This is a genomic window from Prochlorococcus sp. MIT 1341 (assembly GCF_034092415.1).
Lineage (GTDB): Bacteria > Cyanobacteriota > Cyanobacteriia > PCC-6307 > Cyanobiaceae > AG-363-P08.
In genome coordinates this window covers 633,841-657,068 of the sequence record NZ_CP139304.1, presented here as the reverse complement: position 1 = coordinate 657,068, position 23,228 = coordinate 633,841, and the positions used below count along the sequence as shown (strand labels likewise).

Below are 23,228 nucleotides of genomic sequence, written 5' to 3'. Positions count from 1 at the left end.
ATTAAGTGGACTCGGGCCCATGCGGCTTCGACGCCCAAACCTGGTCAGGACCGGAAGGTAGCAGCCAAATGGGATGCTCGATGCAGGCGTGGATTCCGGGTCACCTAATTTTAGGGATTAGCTTTCCGCCTCTTTCCTTTGTTGGCGGCGACGTAAGAACTCAGGAATACTTGCACCAGGTTCTCTATTCCCAGATCCTTTGCTTGAGGAGGGAGCTAGTTTGTTTTTTGCTCTTTCGCTCCTGTAAGGCTGATTGCTTTGAAAGCCAGTAGCAATAACTGTTACTTGTATCTCTCCTTCTAGTTTTTCATCCACCACAGCACCCACGATTATGTTGGCTTCTGGGTCAACAACGTCATAGACCACTTCTGAAGCAGAAGTCATGTCTTCGAGAGTCATATCAGTTCCACCACTGATGTTGATCACGCATCCCTTAGCTCCATCGATGCTAGCTGCTTCAAGGAGTGGGCTATTGATAGCAGCTTGAGCTGCTTCAAGAGCTCTTGATCTACCTGAACCCATTCCAATTCCAAGTAAGGCAGTGCCTGCCTCAGTCATTACTGAACGAACGTCGGCAAAATCAACGTTGACAAGACCAGGGCAAGTGATGATGTCACAGATCCCTTTTACGCCCATTCTTAAAACGTCATCAGCATTACGGAATGCTTCTTGGAGTGGTGCACCAGAGATCACATCTTTAAGTCTGTCATTTGGAATCACAATCAATGTGTCTACATTTTCAGCTAATCGTGCAATCCCTTCATCTGCTTGACGCATTCGTCTTTTACCCTCAAATCCAAAGGGCTTTGTGACGATTCCAACTGTGAGAGCACCACTTTCTTTTGCTACTTCTGCTACTACTGGGGCAGCCCCTGTACCAGTACCTCCTCCCATTCCAGCAGCAATAAATACCAAGTCTGCCCCTTCAAGGGCTTGTTGGAGTTCTGTCCGTGATTCCTCGGCTGCTTTTTGACCAATATTTGGATTGCCTCCGGCACCTAATCCTCTCGTAAGGCTTTCGCCTAGTTGCACGCGATTTTTTGCAGCAGATTGTAATAACGCCTGTGCATCTGTATTTAGGACCCTATAGGCGACTCCATCAAGGTCACTAATAATCATTCGGTTGACGGCATTGCTGCCGCCACCTCCTACGCCAATGACCTCGATCCGCGCAGATTGACTTGGGCTAATCCCTGCATTCTGCATGGAGTTGGATCTGTTTCCGCTCACCATCTCCATATCAAATAATTTAGTACTGAGGTTTGGAGCAAAGTATCCTCCAGAGACATTCTGTCTAGATTTTCATCATCGTTCCTGCTTTTTAGTAGTTCTGCAACCCTTAGTTATCGAATCCAAGCTTCTTGAAGCAGTTTGAGGATGCTAAAGCCTTTGATAAAACTCATCTGGTAGGCCCGGTAAATTGCAATTCAGGTTTTGAGGGGTCTCTCATGTCAACGATCATTCCGGGTTTGTTGCGAAACTTTGTAGGGAGGTTTCGATTTAGGTGAGCTGTTGCTTTTAACTTTGTAAGTAGTCGCGGGCTATCAAAACCCAGTTCAATTAGACCAAGCTCTTTTGTCTTTAGTGTCATTTCACCATTGGGAGAGATGATGATTTTTTTTAAGGAACTTCCCAGGTGGTTTCTGTGCTTCAAAACTATTGAGAGTCTTTGCTTGTGACTTGGCATCCATCCTTCTATAGAAAGTTGCGTTGCAGGAGGATTGACCTTCCCTAAGAATTTAATTGGAATCCATTCTCCATTTATGTCCACCATGCCTTTTTCTATTGTTTTCCCCTTCCTTCTCATTCCATAAGCAATAGGTTGTTTCTCTGTAATTAAGATTTCTAGACCTGGTGGGATTAAACGTCGGTGGACTATTGCTTTCTTGATTGGTAACACAGTTTTTAGTTTTTTCTCTAAATCATTAGGGCTTAAACTTAAAATTCTTTGTGGCAATTGAAGGCCTGACATATTAATAATAGTCCCTAGGTCTATATTTTTAGTTCCTTTTACTTGAATTTGTTCACTATATATAGGGCTCCATCCGTTCATTATTAGTAACCACAAAATAGAACAAGAAGAGCCTGTGTAAACAAATACGCTCCATAGAACCTTTAGGTTTTTCCTTAGTTCATTTTCCTGCTCTTTGTCTCCTTTAAAGGATTGAGAGTGTTTTATTAATTTCTTTGCACGTCTCACAAGTCGCAGCGCGCATTTGCCATAAGTTGATCCATCCAGCTGCGAGCACGTTCAGCATCTGAAAAGGGTACGTCCATTTCTTGCCCACCACCTATGAGACGAAGTCTGCATCTGCCTTGAGACTCATTAGTTAATGGTGCCTCTCCAGAAGTTAATGCCATTAATTCCACTACCTCTAGTTTTGTGACTTCAAATGACCCTTTCTCTTGAAAATTTCCTGCTTCAAAGCTACTCCAACTAAGTCTTCCTTTTTTTAGTTGAGCTGCGCAAGAACTGTCCAACTTCGCCAACTCTGCTCCTTTAGCCCAATTTCTAAAGAGGTTCTGCCTGCGCCTTTCGATCCAACCAAGCGCGGGTAGAAGCAAGAATGCAAGCAATAAAGGTAACCAGAGCAGACCATGGATCATTTTTGTTCAAAAAGAGGGTTTAGGCGGGTGGAGGGGCGTTTTAGGTTCTTATTCTGTCGCTGTTTCTACCAATTTGCTCACTAGTTCTTCGAGCGTTACACCTGAGGCTTCCCATAGCCTTGGATACATGCTTTGAGATGTAAATCCTGGCAGGGTATTAACTTCATTTAAAAAAAGCTTTTGATTCTTCTCTTCATAGAAGAAGTCCACTCTTGCCAGGCTATTTACTCCAAGGGCATTACAGGCCTCTATCGATAATTTTTGGATTTCGTCTACAAGGGTTTGTTCAATATTTGCTGGAATAATTATTTGACTAGAATTACTTAAATATTTGACCTCATAGTTGTACCATTCGGCTGAATATTTAATTTCTCCAACCATAGAGGCTTTTAGATTATTTTTCCCTAGAACGCCACACTCAAGCTCTTTTGCTTTAATACCTTCTTCAATAACTAATCTGTTGTCGTAATTTGAGGCTTCTATTAGACCTTTTATTAGTTCTTTTTGGTCTTGTACTTTGCTGATCCCAACAGAGGATCCAAGATTTGCTGGTTTCACAAAGTATGGGTAGATAAGTTGTTTCTCTATACGTCTGATTACTTCCATAAGAAGTTCTTGATTATTTAAATCTTTGGCGTTTACTCCTAAATAGTTAACTTGTGGAAGACCTGCTGCAGTGAAGGCTGTTTTCATTGCTAGTTTGTCCATGCCTAGGGCAGAGCCAAGTACATTTGAACCTACATAAGGCTTTTTCATAAGTGTGAAGAGCCCTTGAATAGTTCCGTCTTCACCATTTGGGCCATGAAGAACTGGAAACCAAATATCAATATCACTAGTTTGATTAGGTAGTTGAGTTAATCCAATATCGGAAGGGCTTTTAGGCTTGTGAGGGATTTTTAAGTAGTTTCCGCTAGATAGGATTTCATTGGAGATTGTGTTTTCATGCCAACAACCCTGTTGATCGATATAAACGGGGATTACTTTATATCGATTTGCATTTCGACCACTACGCAATGCTTTTATAACTGTTACTGCAGACTGGATAGATACATCATGTTCTCCACTGGCTCCACCGAACACCACTCCTATAGAAGTGAATGAGGTATGCATAAGTTTAAAAGTAGAGGGGGTGTTTCATTAAAATTATGGGCTTTTATCAATTTTACTGGTCAAAGAGGAGTCCCACTAAGCGAGAACGATCTCACATTGTTTATTAACACATCCACTAGATCGCCAGGGGTATAAGTTGACCCATCAGGACCTTTTGAATCGAAAAATGTGATTCTGTTGGTACGTGTTCTTCCCATTAGCTGATTTGGGTTCTTAGGGTTGAACCCTTCTGCCAAAACCTCTTCTTTTTGGTTTGAATATCTAAGGTTCTTTTGTAATGCAATCTTTTCAACTAGTGAGTTGATTTTCTTAAGACGTTCTATTTTTAATTCTTCTGGAACTTGATTGGACCATTCTGCTGAAGGCGTGTTAGGTCTAGGTGAATATGCTGCGGTATTTATTTGATCAAAACCTATTTCCTCAATTATTGAAAGTGTTTCACGAAATTGTTCATCAGTTTCTCCAGGGAAGGCAACTATTACATCAGAACTGATTGCTGCATTAGGTGTTTTTTCCCTAATCTTTTGAATGATTTTTAGATACTTTTCAATGGAGTAACCCCTTGCCATTTTTTTAAGAATTTCATTGCTTCCACTTTGAAATGGGATATGGAAATGCTCGCAAACCTTTGGAAGGTCAGCACAAGCAGAGATAAGCCTTTCTGTGAAATATCTAGGGTGACTAGTAGCAAAACGAATTCGTTCTATTCCCGGAACATCATGTATGAAACGTAGAAGATCCGTCAATGTATTTTCCCTTCGGCCTTCAGGAGTTATGCCAGGAAGATCTCGACCATAGGCATCAATATTTTGTCCTAATAAGGTTATTTCTTTGTATCCAAGCTTTGCTAGGGTTTCGATTTCTAAGCGGATAGCGTCGGGCCTCCGAGATTGTTCTTTTCCTCTTACTGAAGGTACAACGCAGTAAGTGCAACGTTCATTGCAGCCGTAAATAACATTCACCCATGCGCATACATTGCTGTCTCGGCGAGCTGTGGTTATATCTTCAAGAATGTGGTGATCATTTATTGCAACCACTTGTTGACCATTATTAACCTGCTCAAGAAGCGTCTCTAAACGGTTTGCATGTTGAGGCCCCATTACAAGATCAATTTCAGGCACTCTTCTTAGCAATGCCTCTCCCTCTTGCTGAGCCACACAACCTGCTATTACAAGTGTTATGCGTGGGTCTTTTTGTTTCCTTAGGGCTTGTCTACCAAGATAGCTGTAAACTTTTTGCTCAGCATTATCTCTAATGGTACAGGTGTTATAGAGGACAAGATCAGCTTCAAGCTCTGCATTAGCTTGGGTATATCCAATCGATTCAAGAATTCCAGCCATTCGCTCTGAATCGGCCTTATTCATCTGACAGCCAAAGGTCGTAATCCAATAGCTTCGTCCTTGGCCCATTTCAGCTATAGGCTTGTTAAGGAGTTGAATTGAAGATAAAGCTGTCAAGGTGGGGGCGCATTTAGTTGGGTTTAGGAGACTGGTGAATCACTTCTTAAGTTTGACCATTAAATGAGGTAATTCTATTTCCTCTATGAAAGCTCTTAGATGGATTCTTGTTTGGTTCAGAGGGTTTTCTTTTAAGATTGGATTTGTGGGTTGATTGTTTTAATAGTCAAAGGGCGAGCGAGGGGATTCGAACCCCCGAATAGCGGCGCCACAAGCCGCTGCCTTAACCACTTGGCGACGCCCGCCGCGTCTTTAAGAATTTACCAATTCATGGGGTAAGTGAATCTCAAAAACAAATTTGGTCATAATTGGGACCAGCTCGGAATCTCTTTGTTGGGTTTTGTAGCGATTGCAGGTTGTGCGTCGGCATTGTTTTATACCAACCCTTCTCTGGAAGAATACAGTTCCTATGCTGGAGGAAAATTAGTCAAGATAGGAACCGAAGAATTATGTGACAGGGGTGTGTTCCCCAAGATGTCGAACCTTTTTTTGGAGAATTGTCCAAAGTTAATATCAACACAAAGAGATGCTTTGGGAAATATCACAGCAAAGTTCACAACCAGATGGAATTTTGGCTTGTTTAGTCTCTATACAACAAAAGTGGGAGGAGAGGACTTCCTTGCCTTTTTGGATTTGCCCGAGTACAAAATTAAAACTTTTGGAGTGGCAGGGCAGTTTCTCTCTTGGGGAGTTCACGTTAAAAGGGTGGAATCCAATTAGCAGTGACCTTATATGAATGAATTAGAAGCGTTAGTTCCAAGAAGCCTAATAGTGCTTGATCGGGGGGGGTCCTGTTTAGTAGGGGCAAATTTTGAGGGACTTAGTCATATTCGTTTGGGATGGGATTCAGGTTTTATTAGGACAATTGAGGAGGTGAAAGGGGCCTCCAGTTCACCTGGTCAGTTATTACTTCCAAGATTAATTGAGCCCCATGCACACCTTGATAAGGCTTTCTCTTGGCCTGATTACCATAATTTTTCTGGTCATTATTTTCAGGCCCTTACTGTTAATCATCAAGAACATAAGGTACGGAGTAAGCAGTGTGTTTTGGAGAGATCAGAACGTGCAATAAAGCTTGCAGTTGGGAATGGAATAAGAGCAATTAGAACTCATATTGATAGTTTTGGAGATATTCGGTCCCCATCCTGGGAGGCTTTGGTCGACATTAAAAATCAATGGAAACAAAAAATAGAGATTCAGCTGGTTGCCCTTACCCCTATTGACTTTTGGGGAACGAATAGCGGTAGGCATATGGCAAAAGATATTGCGAAATCTGGTGGATTAATAGGGGGAGTTGTTCCTTCCTCACCGAGAAGGGCTTCTTTAAGAAAAGATTTGAAAAAGATGCTAATCATTGCAGATGAATTGGGATGTGGTGTCGATCTGCATATTGATGAAAGCCATGAAAACCCTGCTTTTGGAGTTAAAAGTTTGTTAAGTGCTCTTGATGATTTGAGAATAACTATTCCAATTACTTGTAGTCATTTGAGTAGTTTGAGTTTGCTACCTCCCTCTTCGTTATTAAGAATCGCTGAACGAATTGCTTTACATGGTGTGAGTGTAGTGGCGATGCCCCTAACAAATTCTTGGTTGTTAGGAGGTAGAAGATGTTCAAACCCTTCGGTTCGTCCAGTCGCCCCAATCTGTGCCCTTCAGAAGGCAGGTGTTTCTGTTGCGGTTGGTGGGGATAATGTTCAAGACCCGTGGTTCCCTGCTGGCAATTTTGATCCCTTAGCCTTGATGGGGTTCTCACTGCCGATTTCGCAGTTAGCACCTTGGGAACGTTTAGGGCTTGCTCCATTTACTACTTCCGCTGCACAAATCATGGGACTTTCTTGGGAAGGATCTTTACAGATAGGAAGTCCTGCTGATTTCGTTCTTTTGGAGGCAGATGGTTGGGCAGCAGCTCTTGCAACTCCTCCCAAACGAAAAGTCATGATTGGTGGAAGTTGGCTTGATTCGATATCCAAAATTTGATGAGACGTTCTTTGTTTTTGCAATTCTCTGATGACAACACCTGAAGTTTTTAATGATTTGTGCGAGGAGCTTTCTACATGCAAGGACATTGACTTGTTGACGGCCTCTTCAGAGATTGAACGTTTTTCTAAAGATGCATATGAATATTCACCTGTTCTTGTTGATTCTTTAAAGGATTGCCGCGCCGAATTGGTTGTACGTCCGCAATCATTAGATGCGGTCAAGATGGTCGCATCTGCTTGTGCCATAAGAAAGGTCCCATTAACGCTAAGGGGTTCTGGAACTGGAAATTATGGGCAATGTGTCCCTTTACGGGGAGGTGTTGTCATGCTTATGGGGGCTTTCTCAAGAGTCGAGAGCTTTGATCAAAAGACGGGAATAGTTAAGGTTCAACCAGGCTGCCTTTTAAGAGATTTAGAGAGATTTCTTGCGATTTATGGCCGTCAATTGCGTTTGGTGCCAAGCACTTGGCGAAGTGCTTCGGTTGGTGGTTTTTTTGCTGGTGGCTCAGGAGGTATAGGTTCAGTGCGGTGGGGCTTCTTGAGAGATCCAGGTCATCTCATTTCTTTGGAAATTATCACTGTTGAACGGATCCCAAAACAATTGCATTTAGATGCCAAGCATGCAGAGGCTCTTAATCATGCATATGGGACAAATGGAATTGTTACGGCACTGAGTTTGTCTACTACACGAGCGGTTTCCTGGCAGGAGGTGAGCATTGATTGTTCTGATTGGCCTGAAGCCGTTGACCTTTTGCTCTGTTGTAGTCGAGCAGCAATTAATTTAAATTTATGCTCTTTAGTAGAAAAAGATATTGTTAAACATCTTCCAAATTGGTATGGGTTGACGTCTGGAAGCCATCGTCTCCTTTTGCTTGTGGAGTCTGATTCTCTCTCTACAGTTGAGCGTCTAGCAAACTCTAAAGAAGCTACTTTTAGGCATTTAGGGTCTGAAAAGGATCAAAAAGGTGCTGGTTTAAAGGAACTTGTTTGGAATCACACTACTCTTCATATGCGAGCTGCAAATTCTGATTGGACATATTTACAGATGCTTTTGCCACAGCCTGAATTGCCCGTTATGCGATCTTTGAAAAAGAGATGGGGGAATGAATTGCTTTGGCATTTAGAAGTTGTTCGACAGCAAGGGAGTCAACGTCTAGCAGCTTTGCCTTTAGTGAAGTGGAGAGGCAAGGAGCATTTAGAGGAGTTGATTGCAAATTGTAAGGAGCTTGGAGCAGTCTTGTTCAACCCTCATGTACTTACTGTTGAGGAAGGTGGGTTAGGACTTGTTGATGGTGATCAAGTTGCTGCTAAAAGGAGATTTGATCCTCATGGTTTGATGAATCCTGGCAAGTTAAAAGGGTGGAGTGGGTAGTTACTTGCGGGTTTTGGATATCGATAGGTCTGAATTTAATTAAAAATTTTGCTATTTACTGTTGTAATAATATTCTGAGAGAATAAGTTCCCTAATAAGTAAAGGGAGCCAGATATAACAGGCGGTGGATTAGGCCATTCCCCTTCAAGTTTTTTTAGACACTCCTCAACTGAATCAGCAGATTTCATTTGCTTTGAAAGCTCTGGGCAAGCATTTTCTAGTTGATGCTTTGTCCAGCTGAGATGGTTTGGTATTGGTAAAATCCAAGCAATGTCATTTTTTGATAATAAGGTTCTAAGCATTTTTGGAGCTTCTTTTTTTGCCTGTATAGCAAGGATCCAAGTGACTCCATTCTCTTGGTTTTGCCAGCTTTTTCTTTCTTCAGATAGTTGTTCCATTGCTTGTGAATTATGGGCACCATCAATAATTAAGGGACACTTTCGCCAATATACTGATTGCAATCTTCCAGGCCAGTTTGCACGTGCAAACCCTTCTTTAATATCTTTTTGATTAATGTCCCATCCAAGAGCTGTTAATGCTTCGAGAGCTCCTTTTGCAACAGCAGCATTCTTGAGTTGGATTTTTCCTGGCAGTCCAATTTTCCAAGACTCTTCTAATGGCTTTACCCATTTTAATTTTGCATTTTTTTCTTTAACCTTTCTTTCGATAATCTTTTTAACCATAGGTTCCTGCTGAGCACTAACTACAAAAGAACCTTCTGTAACAACTGCTATTTTTTCTAGTGCTATGTCTTCTAATGTTTTTCCTAGAAATTCATGGTGATCCATCCCAATTGATCCTAAGGCAATAATTGGCCTGTTCGGATGGGCGGTTGTGGCATCTAAGCGACCTCCTAGGCCAACCTCTAAAACCATGATGTCAACTTTTTGTGAGTAGAAGTAATCAAAGGCAGCTGCTAAGAGGAATTCAAAGGGTGTTAGGTTCTCTTTCCTTGCCAACTTCCTTAGGCCTTTTAAACGAGAAATAAGCTCTAATGATTCAATCATTTCCCCATTTACTCGGATCCTTTCTTCCCAGTTCACTAAATGTGGTGAGGTGGTAATACCTGCTTTTATGCCAGAACTTTTAAGAGCACTTTCAATTAATGTCGCAATACTGCCTTTTCCATTTGTCCCGACAACTTGAATAGCAGGTATTTCAGCACATAGATTTCCCATAGAGCGAATGACTTTTGTCATTCGCTCTATGTTTAGATCTACTCCTCGAGAGCTAAATTCTTCAATTAAACTATTAAATTCATCCTCTAGATTTTCTTTTGAAGAATCACTCATTTGCTTGTAGCAATAAGACTCGATTTCAGTCGAATAAGTATTTTTTTGACTTCGTTAGATGTAATGGTTAACGGAGGAATTATTCGTACTACTTTCCTTCCAGCTGACCCTATAAGTAATCTTTCTTTGATTGCAGCTTTAACAAGTTGTTCTGCTATGAGCGTTGAATCTTCCTGAATTACTAGGCCTTGAAGAAGACCCCACCCCCTAACTTCTTTAAGTTCATGTGGGAACTCATTAATCAGTTGAACAAGACCACTAGTAATTTGCTTACCTCTTGCTTGAACATTAGAAAGTAATTTTCTTTTTTCAATTTCTTTAGCGACTGTTAGCCCTGCCTTGCATGCGAATGGGTTCCCACCAAAGGTGCTGGCATGATCACCAGGAGAAAATAAGTCTGCCTTTTCTTTTACAAGCAATGCTCCAATTGCATGCCCTCCTCCTAATCCTTTGGCAATTGTGAATGCATCTGGCTCCACGCCCAGTTCTTGATATCCCCACCAGTGACCACTTCGTGCCATTCCAATTTGAACTTCGTCAAAAATTAAAAGAACTTTGTATTCATCGCAAAGTTCTCTTAGGCGTTTGAAGAAGATTTTTGTTCCAGGATTTACACCACCTTCTCCCTGAATCGGTTCGATTAATACCGAGGCAACTTTTGGTCCTTCTGCTTCTAGTCGATAAAGCAATCTTTCAATTGATTGAATGTCATTGAATGAGAAGAACTCAAATCCTTTAACAAGGGGCCCAAAACCTTCATGATATTTCGTTTGTCCTGTGGCGCTAAGTGCGGCAAGCGTTCTTCCATGAAAGCTGGATTTAGCGCTAAGGATTATTGGGTTTTCGATATTTCTTATTAGATGCCCATATTTTCTTGAGAGCTTTATGGATGCTTCATTGGCTTCGGCTCCACTATTGCAAAAGAAAACCTTCTGTGCACAACTATTTTTAACGAGCCATTTTGCAAGTTCTTCTTGCTCAGGTATGCGAAAAAGGTTGGATACATGTTGCAGCCGATTTAATTGTTTGGATAGCTCTCGTCGAAGCGCTCTATCGCTATGACCTAGAGAGCATGTCGCTATACCTGCAACTGCATCCAAAAAGCAATTCCCATTGCTATCCCATAACCAACAACCTTTCCCTCTAGTAAAGGCAATGGGCAATCGATTGTAGGTTTCCATTAAAGCAGTGGGAGCGGTGGGACTTGAACCCACATGCCCGAAGGCGCTCGATTTTGAATCGAGTCCGTCTACCAATTCCGGCACGCTCCCATAATCAGATTTTATGTGAGAAGAGAAGTTTTTTCTTCTTTAGTCTTTTCTCTGTATGTGACCCCCAACAGAATTGAGCTTCTTTTCAAGCCCTGAATAACCCCTGTCTAGATGATTTAGCCCGTTTACAGTACTTGTTCCTTTAGCTGCCATGCTTGCTAAAACTATTGCTGCGGTGGAGCGCAGATCTCCTCCGCTAACAGGGGCGGCGCTCAATTGAGGAATGCCCTCAATTACTGCGGTATTTGTTTGTAGGCGTATTGATGCACCCATTCTTTGTAGCTCAGGAACGTGTTGCATTCGGTTTTCGTAGATTTTTTCAGTCACAACACTTGTCCCTTTAGCAGTTGTTAGTAGAGCCATAAATGGGGCTTGCAAGTCAGTAGGGAATCCTGGATAAGGTTGAGTAGTGATGTCTACAGAGTTGATTTCATCGGCAGCAATTGTGATGCTTGTTTCATAAGTCTTTATTTTGCATCCACAATCTCTTAGCTTTTGGATGATTGCTTTTAGGTGTCCAGGAATTACTGAAGATATTCGAAGAGTTGAGCGAGTAATTGCTGCAGCTATTAGAAAAGTCCCTGCTTCTATACGATCAGGAATCGCAGTGTAAGTACAACCATGCAATTGCTTTACACCAGTGATTGTGATTGTAGTTCCGCCTACTCCAGAGATGCGAGCTCCCATAGTATTGAGCATTTCGGCTAAATCTTGAACCTCAGGTTCTTGTGCTGCATTCTCAATTGTTGTTGTTCCTTGGGCTAGAACAGCAGCCATGAGAATCGTCTCGGTTGCACCAACGCTAGGGCAATCCAAAACTATGGATGCACCTTTTAGGCGTTTGTCAATACCAGGAACTGATGCTTTGACAACTCCGTGTTCAACACTGACTATTGCACCAAGAGCTTTTAGGCCTTTTATGTGCTCAGAAACTGGCCGTGCTCCAATTCGACATCCGCCTGGAAGAGGAATTTTTGCTTGCCCTAACCGTCCTAGTAATGGGCCAATGCAAAAAAAGCTTGCTCTTAATCCGTTGACAAGCTCATAGGGAGGGGCTGAATTAAGGATCTGTTTTGCGTGCAATTCAAGTAAATCTGACTTTTGCTCGCAGTTAACTCCCATTGCAAGAAGGATCTCTTGCATACCTCTCACATCGGTAAGGTTGGGAATGTTGTTTAACGTTATTTTCTCCTCAGTAAGCAGAGAGGCGGTCATAAGTACAAGAGCAGAGTTCTTTGCACCTCCGATCTTGACTTCACCTGCGAGTTTAGAACCCCCCAATATTTCCAGGTGTGGCTTTTGAATCTCTCTTGAGATTTGGCCTACAACTGGCATCCTTTAGAAGAAATCAGTAGGGGCTAATTTTGACAACCTTTTCTTCTTAAGTCCATCTTTTCTTGATTTGCTGTCATTTTCCATTTCCACTTTCATATAACCCTTCTACAAGCTTGTGAGGATAAGGCTGAGATGACTAATAGGTTCGGTGTAACTGTGTATGGTGGGCGAAGATTCTTAGCAAGCGCTTAGATCTTTTGCGGATGTGGCGGAATTGGTAGACGCGCTAGTTTCAGGTATTAGTGGCAGAAATGCTGTGGGAGTTCAAGTCTCCCCATCCGCACTATTTAGAATGCTCAAATAATCTTAGAGTTTGACTAATGATTCTTATTAAGATTTCAAATGCTTCGGAATTGGTTTCCTTCAAATTTGGGGGGCTTGTCGAGAAGTTAACGCCAGATGCGATTGACAATTCTGCGGTAGAAGACTTCGTTATTAAAAGAATGGCTCAGGACCTTTCAAAAGAAGGCGTCAAGGGCGAGATCGCTGTTGTTAATGGCTTGGAGGTTACTGAGAAGAAGTTGTTGCTTGGAGAAGATCTAAAAGTGCGTAAGCAACAATCTTTTTGAGGAGTGAGTTATTAGCTCTTTAGATTTGCCATTGATATCAAGTCGTCGGAATCCTCTGGTTAGACGACTAAGGGCTCTTTCCTCCAGGGAAGGTCGTCAGGAGTATGCAATGTTGCTTTTGGAAGGCACACATTTTTTAGTTGAAGTATTGAGGACTCCCTCCATTCCACATGAAGTTGTTTTTACTAGGAAGTGGATCAATAATCATCCTGATGTATTTAAGAAAATCCCTCAAGAAACTCAACTAAGAGAGGTCACTGAAGCCGTCCTTCAAGCTGCTTTATCAACTAATAACCCTGATGGAGTTGCTTCACTTTTCCCCATCGATGCTTTACCTAAAGCCACTTCAAAGGTTGATTTTGTCTTGGCTCTAGATCGATTACAAGACCCAGGGAATATGGGAACTCTTTTTCGAACAGCTTTAGCTGCAGAAGTCGATGTTTTGTGGTTGGCTTTAGGTGCTGATCCACTCAGTCAAAAAACACTTCGATCATCTGCTGGAGCTGTACTTAAACTTCCTTATGAACGAATAGGGGCGTCTGAGGAGTTGGCTCTTAAGGATTTTAAAGATCGATTAGACAACGCTGTAAGTGAAGGTTTCCAGGTGGTTGCAAGTCTTGCTCCGACAATTCAGGAGATATCTATTCCTTATTGGGAACTTGATTGGCTAAAGCCAACAGTATTGGTTTTAGGTAACGAAGGTAAGGGCATTCATCCTAGTATTAAGGCTTGTTGCACCCACTTCATAACCTTGCCCCACAGTGAAAATGTGGACTCTTTGAATGTGGCATCAGCTGCTGTTCCCATGCTGTTGGAGCGACAAAGAGCCAAAATGAGATCTGAAATACAGAAACAGCGGTGAGCGAAGCTACTTTCGACTTTGACTTGATTGTGATAGGGGCAGGTTATGGCGGCTTTGATGCGGCTAAGCATGCAGCTGAACACGGCCTAAATGTTGCGATAGTCGAATCGCGCGAGATGGGAGGAACTTGCGTTAATCGCGGTTGTGTTCCCTCAAAGGCTTTATTAGCAGCCAGCGGGAGGGTAAGGGAGCTGGCTGATTCGGATCATTTGTTGCAGTTCGGAATACATGCTGCTCCTGTTCGATTTGAGAGGCAGAAGATTGCTGATCATGCCAACAAATTGGTTGAGACTATTCGAACAAACTTGACGAAGACTCTTGAAAGAGCTGGTGTGACGATTCTTCGAGGGACCGGACGCCTGGAAGGGCTCCGCAGAGTTGGTCTAAGAGAAGCAAGCGGGGTGGATAAAGTTTTAAGTGCCAAGGACATAATTATTGCAACAGGTTCTGATCCTTTTGTCCCCCCAGGAATTGAAATAGACGGACGTACTGTGTTTACTAGTGATGAGGCTATAAACCTTGAGTGGCTTCCTAGGTGGATAGCAATTATTGGAAGTGGATATATTGGGCTTGAGTTTGCTGATGTTTATACAGCATTGGGGTGTGAAGTAACACTCATCGAGGCTCTTGATCGAATCATGCCTACTTTTGATCCTGATCTCACAAAGATTGCAAAACGTCATTTAATTGACGGCCGTGATATTGATGCACGTGCAGGAGTTTTAGCAAGTAAGGTTTCGCCCGGATGCCCAGTTAATGTTGAGCTTTCAGATATGAAAACGCGTAAGTTTGTTGAGAAATTAGAAGTAGATGCTGTTCTTGTAGCTACAGGGAGGGTGCCTACTACTAATCAACTTAATTTGGAGTCGGTTGGAGTTGAAACAAGCCGAGGCTTTATTCCCATTGATGATCAAATGCGGGTTGTGATTGAGAAGAATTCTGTACCTAACTTGTGGGCTGTTGGTGATGTGACTGGAAAGCTTATGTTGGCACATACTGCAGCAGCCCAAGGTACAATCGCCGTTGAAAATATTCTTGGCAATGCATCTAAAATTGATTATAGAAGTATTCCTGCAGCAACCTTTACTCACCCAGAGATTAGTGCAGTCGGCCTTACCGAGGAAGAGGCAAAAAAACTAGCCTCTGATGAAAGTTTTGAGTTAGGTATTGTTAGAAGTTATTTTAAGGCTAATTCTAAAGCTCTGGCAGAGCTTGATAGTGATGGACTGATGAAGTTGCTATTTCGTAAGGATACTGGAGAAGTTTTAGGAGCACATATTTATGGTTTGCATGCGGCAGACTTAATACAAGAAGTTTCCAATGCAGTTGCTAGGCGACAGAGTGTAGTTCAATTGTCTTCTGAAGTTCATACACACCCTACACTTAGTGAGGTGGTAGAGGTTGCATATAAGCAGGCTGCAAAGAAAATTTGTTTATCCTAGGTTGTTTGACTCTGAATAAAATATAAGGAAAGTTTCTTTCGTAAATCACCTTCTAAGTATTTAAAATGCAGATTCGTCGTCGCCCACCCAATCCAAGTATTAAAGTCTCTAATTTGGAATATGCAATCCCGCATATAGAAGGGAAGCCAAGAAATATCTTAGAAGAAATTGTTTGGGAAAAAGATCGAGAAATTGAAATTGCCCGGAAAAAGGAACCTTTAGACTCGCTTAAATCGAAAATTAATGCTCTTCCTAAGACCCTTGACTTTCGGGAGGCGCTGAAACAAGCACCTGTAATGCCTGCTGTCATTGCAGAGATTAAAAAAGCAAGCCCAAGCAAAGGGGTTATTCGGGAAGATTTTGATCCGGTTTATATTTCAAAAGCCTATCTGGAAGGAGGTGCTAGTTGTTTATCAGTTCTTACGGATAAGACATTTTTTCAAGGAGGGTTTGATGTGCTTAAACGAGTAAGGAAAACCGTCGATATTCCTATACTCTGTAAGGATTTTATCCTTTCTCCCTATCAGCTTTACCAGGCTCGAGTAGCAGGTGCTGATGCAGTTTTATTTATTGCAGCAATACTTTCCGACCAAGATATGCTTTACTTGCGAAAAGTTGCTTATTCTTTAGGTCTCAATATTATTGTTGAGGTACATGATTTGGACGAATTAGAGAGGGTAATTAATTTGGGTCGATTCTCTTTAATAGGAGTTAATAATCGTGATCTTATGACGTTTGAAGTTGATTTAAGGACAACGGAAGAACTTATCAAAAGCCATAAGGTTGATCTGGAGGGACAGGATATTCTTTTAATAAGCGAATCAGGATTGTTTAATAGGAAAGACCTCGAACGCGTTTATTCTGCTGGAGCTAGTGCTGTCCTTGTTGGGGAATCATTGATGCGTCAGTCTGATGTAGCTGTTGCTCTTAAGAAGTTGATTTGTACCTGAGGAGGCAATGTCGATTTGCTAGGTTGTTTCCCATATCTAAGAAGAGAGGCATTTACTGTTTCCCTAATCTCGAAGAACTAATCTGATAAAACTTTTCTATGCTGATCAGTGTCTTAACTGGAATTGTGGCGGGTGCTCTGCATGTTGTGGGCGGTGCAGATCATTTGGTGGCGATGACTCCATCAGCTTTAGAAAACCCTAAAACTGCTTTTAGAAATGGCTTGGCATGGGGTATGGGACATTCTTTAGGAGTTGTTTGCTTAGCATTAATTGCAATTTTAGCTAAGGATTTGGTTCAGATTCAGAGAATGTCTACCCTTGCTGAGTTTAGTGTTGGTATTGCATTGTTGATAATTGGAGCTCTGGCAATTAGGACCTCTTTAGGGCTAGTAATTCATTCTCATAAACATAAACATAAACATAAAAATGCAAATGAATATGGTCATAATCATGACCATATTCATTTGCATTTTCGTGGCAGGAAGAGGCATAAAAGACATACGCATGCTGCTACAGGCTTAGGGCTTTTACATGGTTTAGCAGGTACCTCTCACTTGTTAGCTGTAATACCTGCATTAGCACTACCACCTATTGGAGCAGGTTTTTATATTGCAGCTTACTTATTTGGATCTATTGCCACTATGGGAGCCTTTGTAGGAGTCATTTCTTTTGCGACATTGAAAGTGGGTAGCCGTCTTTTACCTTTAATTTTTGGCTGTGCTGGCGGACTTTCAGTCGCAATGGGGGTTGTTTGGTTGCACAAAACTACTTCTTATATTATCTAAGCTAACAGCTTTTTTTACTTAAATTTAAGGAGAGATTATTTTCTCAACTATCCCAAATAGGTTATTAGGGTGGATAAAACCATATTGTCGACTATCTATACTATTGATATAGTTATCTCCTCGGAGAATAATTCCTTTGTTGTTATATTTGAGTATTCTTTTTACTGTTAACCCTTTAGGGTCTAACGGATCTTTTGCAATAACAATTGTTCCTTCACTTGGGTTAAATTTGACGCCTTTAATTGGTTTGTAAATCACAAAATCCCCCGGACAGATAGTAGGAATCATTGATTCCCCTACAACTCGACAGGAGTGTCTGAAGTTAAAAATTAATAGAAAGAGAGAGCGAAGGCTTACTCCCTCAATTGTTTCTAACTTAACTTGCGGTAATCCAGTTATCTGCACGCCCTTTTGAGTTCCAGAACATATAATGAATCTTCTCAACTGCTTGCATCAGTTCTTCAGCTTTTGCCTGATCTATATTTACTTTACAAGCACTACACAGTTTTGCTGCTTTCCAGAAGGTGTCATGTAGATCAGGGTAAGTCGATAAATGTTCAGGTTTGAAATAGTCAGTCCAGAGTATTAGGAGTTCTTGTTTTGCTTCTTTAGCTTGCTCTTCCTTAATGGCTACATATCTTGAAAATGTATTGTTATAAGTTGCCCAGGCAATAGGGTCACTATTTTGAGGCGGTTCCATTGCTAGAAGCTTTTTAGTCATCGAGAGAACTGCTTCAGCAGCTACCCGAGCAGATGCGGGGTCGTAGACACCGCAGGGCCCATCACAATGAGCTTTAGCCGTTCGTACAGGCAGGATCTTGGTAATTACAGAAAATGCCGAGCGCAACATCTTTGTTTAATTGATAAAAAAATCTTTCACTACACTAGCTAGATAAATTCCTGTTTGGCTATTTCAAGATCCTTTTTAAAGAGTTTGAAGGGGATCAGACTGCATCCAATAATTCCACTTCGAAAATCAGTGTTGCATTTGGAGGAATTACACGTCCAGCTCCACGACTCCCATACCCTAGGTCTGGAGGTATTACCAGCTTACGTTTGCCACCTACCTTCATGCCTTCAACTCCTTCATCCCAACCTTTAATTACTCGACCAGTACCAAGAGGAAAAGTAAAAGGCCCTCTTCCATAACTACTGTCGAACTCTTTTCCATCCTCTAAGGTTCCTCGATAATTGACAGAAACTGTTTGCCCCGCAGTAGCTTCAGTTCCTTCTCCAACCACCAGATCAGTTATTTGAAGACCGCTAGCTGTGACTCGCGTTTCTTTTGTTTCCAAGGGACCTCCAAAACTTGAGATGTCATTCTGATCTTTTTGGGGAGCCATGGCAAAAAGATTTGGGTTTGGATCATCTGGATCGAGTTCAAAGACTGGTTTTACAGTGCTTGGATTAGATTGCACTACCTCAGGCTGAATTTTTGAGATCTCGCTGGTGGATGCATTGATAGGGGTTGGAGCAATGATTTGGCTAGCTATTGCCACCATTAAGCATGAGATGAAGATGGCGGTACTGATAAAGATGTCGCGCACTGAAGTTTGTGGATTATTTCTGAATATTCTTGCAGGAATTTTGCATTTAGACTTTCTTTGTTCAATTTAAACGTTCTGAAGAATTTCTTTAGCCCTATAAATCTCTTGCGATTAGATTTTCATGACCTCCCCTTTTTGCAAGTGATTTGAGGTTTAGCCCAGCTTGAGAAGGGTGGCTCAAAGTCCATTTAATTCAATGTTCAAAGAAGAACAGTCCATTGCCATGTGCCAGGGAGTATTGGGGGGCCTTTTGGCTGGGCTTGCTTTTTTTGGTGGTGGGATCATTTTTATGCCATCAGCATTGGCTCTACTTTGGTCGGCTCGGCGTTCCAGTCGTGCTTCATTCTTTTGGGGTTTTTTTGCTGTTCTTATCAGTCATTATTGGTTGCTATCGCTTCATCCATTGACTTGGGTTGGGATACCTTCTTCTCTTAGTCTTCCGGTCGCGGTTGGGATTTGGCTCTTATGCGGTGTTTTTGGAGGAATTCTTGTTTTTACTTGGGCTTTATTAGGTAGGTTTTTTGAATTAAAGGTTTGTAGGGGTGGTGGCGAGCAGGAGAGTTTTTGGCATGGGTTTGTAATGAGCCTTGTTTGGGGTCTTGCAGAGGTCCAATTAGCGAAAACTCCATTCTTTTGGATAGGGGTTGGTTCGTCTTTGTTGCCGGAAGATCGAATACTTGCAGGGTTAGCGCGTTGGGTTGGTTCTGGAGGTCTTGCAACATTTCAGTTGCTGGCAGGGTGGTTGATTTGGCGTGTTTCTTTGAGATGGAGAAACCGTCTGATTCGAAATTCTCTTTTGAGAATTGGACTTATTGTTTTGTTAGTTGCGCATGGTTTGGGCTGGTTTGCTTTAAGACCTGTTCAGGCAGTCTCTTCAATTTCAGTAGGAGCGTGGCAATCTGCTGTACCGATACGTGAAAAGTTTTCTGAAGAACAAAAGGCTCTTTCTAAAACATCTTTAGACCAAGCTTTAAAGAATGCCAAAGGAAAAGGTGCTTCTGTTTTAGTTACTCCTGAGGGAACTATCTCTTCAGGAGAAAGGCTAATTAACCCCTCGCCCATACCTTTGTTGTCAGGAGGTTTTCGTTGGATAAGAGGTCAGCAAAGAAGTTCCCTTTTGGTATTTCAAGTGGGTGAAATTGCTCCACATCATGCTCTTGATAAGCATCGTTTAGTCCCTTTAGGAGAATGGGTGCCCTTCTCTTCTGCTTTTAGTTTTAGAGGCCTTTCTGCTTTAGGAGGTCTACAACCAGGAGGTCCTTCACGTTTGTTGAATTGGCAGGGGCCTAATGCTGCTTTAGCGATTTGTTATGAGTTAAGTGATGGGCATTTATTAGGCCAGGCTGTCAAAAGTGGTGCTAAATGGTTGCTGACAATTGCAAACCTCGATCCATACCCTATTGCCCTGCATAAGCAATTTATCGCTATTTCACAATTACGAAGTATTGAATCTCGAAGGGAATTAATAAGTGTCGCAAATACAGGACCTTCAATTCTTGTGAGCACATCAGGAGTAGTCAAGCATTTGTTGCCTTCTTTTTCTCAAGGACTTGCAGTAGAGGAGGTACATCTTTACGAGAAACTTACTATTTACACAATTTTTGGTGAGGCCCCTTTAATTCTTTTTTTAATTGTTGGTATCTTCTTTATATTTAATACTCATGATCGATATTAGAGGCTATTTATTCACTCATTATCTTTATAAATCAGTCCTCCACCAAGCACTATGTCTCCTTGATAGAATACTGCTGCTTGGCCAGGTGTAATAGAAAACTGCTCTTCTTGAAAAAGTAATTGACAGCTTTGGGAAATTAAATCAGTTGTCTTGTTTCTTTTCTCATCTATAGGTACCAGTTCTGCTGGAACAGGCTTACTTCTATAGCGAAGCTGGACTTCTACAATTATTGGTTTCTTAGGAGGAGCAATTGAGATCCAATTTATATCTCCCACAGTACATTTTGATTTCCCGGCTTGAGAACGGGGCGCCACAATGATTTCATTTCTTTCTGCGTTGATTTTGATTACATGCAGGGGTTCTTTCCATCCGACCCCAAGTCCTTTTCGCTGACCAATTGTAAAGTGCTGAATGCCTTCATGCTCTCCAATGACTTCTCCAGTTTGAAGAGTTATATTCCCTTTCTTTGAAGGTAGATAATTATCAAGAAATCCCTTCATTGAGCCATGTAATTCAACAAGGCATAAGTCTTGACTTTCTTCTTTATTTGCTGTTCTTAAATTATATCTATTAGCTTCTATTCTTGTATCTTCTTTAGTAAGTTCACCTAGGGGGAAAACTACTTTCCCAAGAATTTCTTGAGAGAGATCGTATAGAAAGTAGCTTTGATCCTTATTTGGATCTAGCCCCCTTAATAGCTGATTTCTGCCTAGGTTTTCCTCAGTTAATACTTCATCTAGATCCGAGTCATTTGCTATGCGAACTCTTGCATAATGTCCTGTAGCAATTTTACCAACCTTAAGTTCTTTTTGAGCCCAATCTAACATTGGCCCAAACTTTACTGAGCGATTACACTTTGAACAAGGTAAGGGCGTGATTCCATTCTTATAGCCTTCTACTAGACCCTTGATGATTTCATTCTCAAAGATCTTTCTTGAGTCGACTAAGTGGTGAGGGATTTTAAGTTGCTCGCATATACCAGCCGCATCTATTAGCCCGTCAGAACAACAAGCTCCTTTACCATTCATTAGCCATAGGGTTAGCCCATCAACTTTCCAGCCTGCTTCTTTTAAAAGGGCTGCACTAAGCGAGCTGTCTACCCCTCCGGATAGACCAACTACTGCACGGTGATTTCCTGGCCATGCTCTCAACTTCTTAAGGGCTTTTTCACCAGCAGAGGTCGCTGATGTGTTTTGATTCATGGTGAATTTACTGAAGACAATCAGTACTAGTAACTATTTTCATGGTTATCCTTTCATAGTGGGAAATTTGATTTATTTGTTGTGATATGGCCTGAGTTTGATGCTGACCATCTATTAGTGACTTCTGAGCAAATGGCCTGTTTGGAAGGAAGTGTCTTGTCTAGTGGCATGCCAACGCCATCTTTAATGGAGAAAGTTGGGCAAGGCATGGTTTCTGAGATAAAGAAACAATTACCTTTGCTTAAGAATGGTATTCAAGTTCTTGTTGGCCCTGGTCATAATGGTGGAGACGGTTTGGTTGTAGCTAGAGAACTGCATTTAGCCGGCTTCAATGTGGATATCTGGTGTCCATTGCCAATAAAAGCTGAATTAACTGCTAAACATCTAGAGCATTGCTCTTGGCTGGGAATTAGGAAATTAAATCGTCCGCCAGATGCTAATTCTGAAGCATTATGGATTGATGCAGTTTTTGGGTTGGGTCAAATTCGACCAGTTCCGGATTTCCTGGGAAATCTTTTTAGATCTAGAGAGCTTCAACGGCCAAATAGGTTGATAAGTTTGGACGTCCCTACAGGTATTTGCTCAGATTCAGGCCAGCCTTTGAGAGAGGGAGCAGCTGTTGCATTTTTAACTCTTACAGTTGGCTTAAAGAAACAAGGCCTTCTTCAAGATGCTGCCCTGAAACATGTCGGCAAACTGAAAAGAGTAGAGATGGGGTTGCCTAATTCTCTTTTAGAGGGGTTGCCAAGATCTCAGCCTCGACTCCTTCTTGAAAGTGATCTGGATAGTGCTCCCTATCCAGAGATAGATCCAGTGGCAATGAAATATCAGAGAGGTAGGGTTTTGGTGATAGCCGGTAGTGAGCAATATAAAGGTGCTGCACATATAGCCCTTAAGGGAGTATTGGCTAGTGGTGTGGGATCCATAAGTGGTTTTTTTCCAGAGAAAATGACTTCTGGCCTGTGGCAAACAGTTCCAGAAATTGTTGTTAAAGGATCTTATGGAGAATCTTCAAAAGACCTATTTGATTTCGCGAAATTACTTTCTGATTGTGACTTCTCTAAGTTTGATGCAATTTTGATAGGGCCAGGCCTAGGAAAAGCAGAACAATGTTTTTCAGCTTGGGATAGACCTCTTCACGGTTTTCAGGGCTTGTTGGTGTTAGATGCTGATGCGATTAATCAAATCTCAGATTTTACCCAGGGAGTGAAGTGGCTTCAGACTCGTCAGGGGCATACTTGGATAACACCTCATCACGGTGAGTTTCAGAATTTATTCCCGAACATTGATGCTTCTGATCATTTCAAGGCTGCTGCTAAAGCAGCAAAATTAACTGGTACAGGAGTTTTGTTGAAAGGTGCTCATAGCCTTGTGGCTTCGCCCTCCGGGCAAATATGGCAACTAGAGGATACTTTTTCTTGGGCGGCACGATGTGGTTTTGGTGATTTACTCGCGGGTTTTGCGGTTGGACTTGGTGCGATTGGTGCTGCTTCAGCAAAAAAAATCGATGAGGAGCTCCTTGCTCTTGCGATGTTTTTACATGCACATGCGGCTAAAAAGTCTAAAAAAGGTTCTTCAGCAGGATGTGTATCTGAATCTCTTGCAAATATCATCAGGACTCTTCAAACCAAAGATGTGGCTTTGAGCACATGAAACTGTCCTAATTAGGACGTTTTTCCTTGAATTGTGTAGTTTTAACAGTATGAATCTGAAGGGTTTTTGAAGCTATTAGCTCTTTTGAAATATTCGTAGGAAAGTCTACTTAATTAAAAA

Annotated in this window: 22 protein-coding genes, 3 tRNA genes and 1 other RNA gene; 12 read left to right on the top strand and 14 right to left on the bottom strand. The window is 41.7% G+C overall.

Annotated elements, in window-relative coordinates; genetic code table 11:
* Positions 1-8: 8 nt before the first annotated feature.
* An RNA gene (gene ffs, locus SOI84_RS03370) (signal recognition particle sRNA small type) lies at positions 9-106 on the top strand.
* An 11-nt stretch (positions 107-117) separates the two neighbouring features.
* Here ffs and ftsZ read toward each other — a convergent pair.
* From ftsZ to SOI84_RS03340, 6 genes are all read right to left on the bottom strand, one after another.
* The gene (gene ftsZ, locus SOI84_RS03365; protein ID WP_320675001.1) at positions 118-1,233 is read right to left on the bottom strand and encodes a cell division protein FtsZ; all 1,116 of its coding nucleotides are present in this window, start codon (positions 1,231-1,233) and stop codon (positions 118-120) included.
* 166 nt (positions 1,234-1,399) lie between these two features.
* Complete coding sequence (locus tag SOI84_RS03360) at positions 1,400-2,200, bottom strand: cell division protein FtsQ/DivIB (protein ID WP_320675000.1); 801 nt, start codon at positions 2,198-2,200, stop codon at positions 1,400-1,402.
* On the bottom strand, positions 2,197-2,607 hold the full coding sequence (locus tag SOI84_RS03355) for a hypothetical protein (protein ID WP_320674999.1): 411 nt from the start codon (positions 2,605-2,607) through the stop codon (positions 2,197-2,199). Before SOI84_RS03355 ends, SOI84_RS03360 begins: the two co-directional genes overlap by 4 nt.
* Positions 2,608-2,655: 48 nt before the next feature.
* Positions 2,656-3,717 (bottom strand): D-alanine--D-alanine ligase family protein, encoded by a 1,062-nt coding sequence (locus SOI84_RS03350; RefSeq protein ID WP_320674998.1) that lies wholly within the window; start codon positions 3,715-3,717, stop codon positions 2,656-2,658.
* Between the two features lie 59 nt (positions 3,718-3,776).
* A complete protein-coding gene (miaB, locus tag SOI84_RS03345; protein ID WP_320675339.1) occupies positions 3,777-5,126 on the bottom strand; it encodes a tRNA (N6-isopentenyl adenosine(37)-C2)-methylthiotransferase MiaB in 1,350 nt (449 codons plus the stop codon).
* Between the two features lie 220 nt (positions 5,127-5,346).
* A tRNA-His gene (locus SOI84_RS03340) sits at positions 5,347-5,419 on the bottom strand.
* A gap of 34 nt (positions 5,420-5,453) precedes the next feature.
* On the opposite strand from SOI84_RS03340, the gene SOI84_RS03335 reads away from it, so the two are divergent.
* The 3 genes from SOI84_RS03335 to SOI84_RS03325 are packed head-to-tail and all read left to right on the top strand — an operon-like array spanning position 5,454 to position 8,525.
* Positions 5,454-5,894, top strand: a complete 441-nt coding sequence (locus SOI84_RS03335) for a DUF4359 domain-containing protein (RefSeq protein ID WP_320674997.1) — start codon at positions 5,454-5,456, stop codon at positions 5,892-5,894.
* Between the two features lie 12 nt (positions 5,895-5,906).
* Complete coding sequence (locus SOI84_RS03330) at positions 5,907-7,151, top strand: amidohydrolase family protein (protein WP_320674996.1); 1,245 nt, start codon at positions 5,907-5,909, stop codon at positions 7,149-7,151.
* Positions 7,152-7,181: 30 nt separating this feature from the next.
* Positions 7,182-8,525 carry an FAD-binding oxidoreductase gene (locus SOI84_RS03325; RefSeq protein ID WP_320674995.1) on the top strand — a complete coding sequence of 448 codons (1,344 nt, stop codon included), beginning with the start codon at positions 7,182-7,184 and terminating at the stop codon, positions 8,523-8,525.
* Positions 8,526-8,560: 35 nt separating this feature from the next.
* On the opposite strand, the gene SOI84_RS03320 is transcribed toward SOI84_RS03325, so the two are convergent.
* From SOI84_RS03320 to murA, 4 genes are all read right to left on the bottom strand, one after another.
* The gene (locus tag SOI84_RS03320; protein WP_320674994.1) at positions 8,561-9,817 is read right to left on the bottom strand and encodes a bifunctional folylpolyglutamate synthase/dihydrofolate synthase; all 1,257 of its coding nucleotides are present in this window, start codon (positions 9,815-9,817) and stop codon (positions 8,561-8,563) included.
* Complete coding sequence (locus SOI84_RS03315) at positions 9,814-11,031, bottom strand: aspartate aminotransferase family protein (protein ID WP_320674993.1); 1,218 nt, start codon at positions 11,029-11,031, stop codon at positions 9,814-9,816. The genes SOI84_RS03320 and SOI84_RS03315 overlap by 4 nt, the downstream gene beginning before the upstream one ends.
* Positions 11,007-11,088 (bottom strand) — tRNA-Leu (locus tag SOI84_RS03310). Before SOI84_RS03310 ends, SOI84_RS03315 begins: the two co-directional genes overlap by 25 nt.
* A gap of 39 nt (positions 11,089-11,127) precedes the next feature.
* Positions 11,128-12,423, bottom strand: a complete 1,296-nt coding sequence (gene murA, locus SOI84_RS03305) for a UDP-N-acetylglucosamine 1-carboxyvinyltransferase (RefSeq protein WP_320674992.1) — start codon at positions 12,421-12,423, stop codon at positions 11,128-11,130.
* 199 nt (positions 12,424-12,622) lie between these two features.
* Between murA and SOI84_RS03300 the strand changes: the two genes are divergently transcribed.
* From SOI84_RS03300 to SOI84_RS03275, 6 genes are all read left to right on the top strand, one after another.
* A tRNA-Leu gene (locus SOI84_RS03300) sits at positions 12,623-12,706 on the top strand.
* 37 nt (positions 12,707-12,743) lie between these two features.
* Positions 12,744-12,992, top strand: a complete 249-nt coding sequence (locus SOI84_RS03295) for a hypothetical protein (RefSeq protein ID WP_320674991.1) — start codon at positions 12,744-12,746, stop codon at positions 12,990-12,992.
* A 31-nt stretch (positions 12,993-13,023) separates the two neighbouring features.
* Entirely contained in the window at positions 13,024-13,854 is an 831-nt protein-coding gene (locus tag SOI84_RS03290; protein ID WP_320674990.1) for an RNA methyltransferase, read from the top strand.
* Positions 13,851-15,296 (top strand): dihydrolipoyl dehydrogenase, encoded by a 1,446-nt coding sequence (gene lpdA, locus SOI84_RS03285; protein ID WP_320674988.1) that lies wholly within the window; start codon positions 13,851-13,853, stop codon positions 15,294-15,296. Before SOI84_RS03290 ends, lpdA begins: the two co-directional genes overlap by 4 nt.
* A 65-nt stretch (positions 15,297-15,361) precedes the next feature.
* Positions 15,362-16,246: an indole-3-glycerol phosphate synthase TrpC gene (trpC, locus tag SOI84_RS03280; protein WP_320674987.1), complete on the top strand. Its 885-nt coding sequence runs from the start codon at positions 15,362-15,364 to the stop codon at positions 16,244-16,246.
* Positions 16,247-16,344: 98 nt separating this feature from the next.
* A complete protein-coding gene (locus SOI84_RS03275) occupies positions 16,345-17,031 on the top strand; it encodes a hydantoin utilization protein A (RefSeq protein WP_320674986.1) in 687 nt (228 codons plus the stop codon).
* Between the two features lie 24 nt (positions 17,032-17,055).
* On the opposite strand, the gene sodX is transcribed toward SOI84_RS03275, so the two are convergent.
* From sodX to SOI84_RS03260, 3 genes are all read right to left on the bottom strand, one after another.
* Positions 17,056-17,436 carry a nickel-type superoxide dismutase maturation protease gene (sodX, locus tag SOI84_RS03270; RefSeq protein ID WP_320674985.1) on the bottom strand — a complete coding sequence of 127 codons (381 nt, stop codon included), beginning with the start codon at positions 17,434-17,436 and terminating at the stop codon, positions 17,056-17,058.
* Positions 17,408-17,881 (bottom strand): superoxide dismutase, Ni, encoded by a 474-nt coding sequence (gene sodN / locus SOI84_RS03265; RefSeq protein ID WP_320674984.1) that lies wholly within the window; start codon positions 17,879-17,881, stop codon positions 17,408-17,410. The genes sodX and sodN overlap by 29 nt, the downstream gene beginning before the upstream one ends.
* A gap of 94 nt (positions 17,882-17,975) precedes the next feature.
* A complete protein-coding gene (locus SOI84_RS03260) occupies positions 17,976-18,578 on the bottom strand; it encodes an FKBP-type peptidyl-prolyl cis-trans isomerase (protein ID WP_320674983.1) in 603 nt (200 codons plus the stop codon).
* 196 nt (positions 18,579-18,774) lie between these two features.
* Between SOI84_RS03260 and SOI84_RS03255 the strand changes: the two genes are divergently transcribed.
* The gene (locus tag SOI84_RS03255) at positions 18,775-20,253 is read left to right on the top strand and encodes an apolipoprotein N-acyltransferase (protein ID WP_320674982.1); all 1,479 of its coding nucleotides are present in this window, start codon (positions 18,775-18,777) and stop codon (positions 20,251-20,253) included.
* 11 nt (positions 20,254-20,264) lie between these two features.
* On the opposite strand, the gene mnmA is transcribed toward SOI84_RS03255, so the two are convergent.
* Positions 20,265-21,455, bottom strand: a complete 1,191-nt coding sequence (gene mnmA / locus SOI84_RS03250) for a tRNA 2-thiouridine(34) synthase MnmA (RefSeq protein ID WP_320674981.1) — start codon at positions 21,453-21,455, stop codon at positions 20,265-20,267.
* 81 nt (positions 21,456-21,536) lie between these two features.
* Between mnmA and SOI84_RS03245 the strand changes: the two genes are divergently transcribed.
* A complete protein-coding gene (locus SOI84_RS03245; protein ID WP_320674980.1) occupies positions 21,537-23,108 on the top strand; it encodes an NAD(P)H-hydrate dehydratase in 1,572 nt (523 codons plus the stop codon).
* Positions 23,109-23,228: the final 120 nt, after the last annotated feature.